Raw genomic sequence first — 328 nt, 5'->3', positions numbered from 1 at the left:
AACAAAAGAAGCGTGGTATTGAAGACAGCGAAGAGCTCTTCGTTAAAGACATGCTCACGACCGGTCAGAACAAGAACGATCCGGCGATCGTCAGGGCATTTGTGAAAGAGAGCAAGGCGATGTACGAATGGGTGAGGGGAAAGCTTGGCGTCAAGCCGGTCACAGTGACACTCGCCGCAGGCATGAGCGTGCCTCGCGCACATACTTTCAATCCGTCGCAAGTCATTCAGGCGCTTAAGACTTATGACGAAAAGAACGGCGTCAAGATCATGACGCGAACGGCAGCCGAGCGTCTTATTTGGGACGACGAGGCCGGGTGCATTGCGGG

The 328-nt window shown here is 54.3% G+C and carries 1 protein-coding gene; it reads left to right on the top strand.

The window, feature by feature from the left end; genetic code table 11:
• Positions 1-328, top strand: a 328-nt coding sequence (locus tag H6A60_RS12910) for an FAD-binding protein (protein WP_205105265.1), incomplete at both ends; no start/stop codon positions are given.

The sequence above is a fragment of the Sutterella massiliensis genome (assembly GCF_016899755.1).
Taxonomy (GTDB): Bacteria; Pseudomonadota; Gammaproteobacteria; order Burkholderiales; family Burkholderiaceae_F; genus Sutterella; species Sutterella massiliensis.
This window is presented reverse-complemented; position numbering and strand designations above follow the sequence as displayed.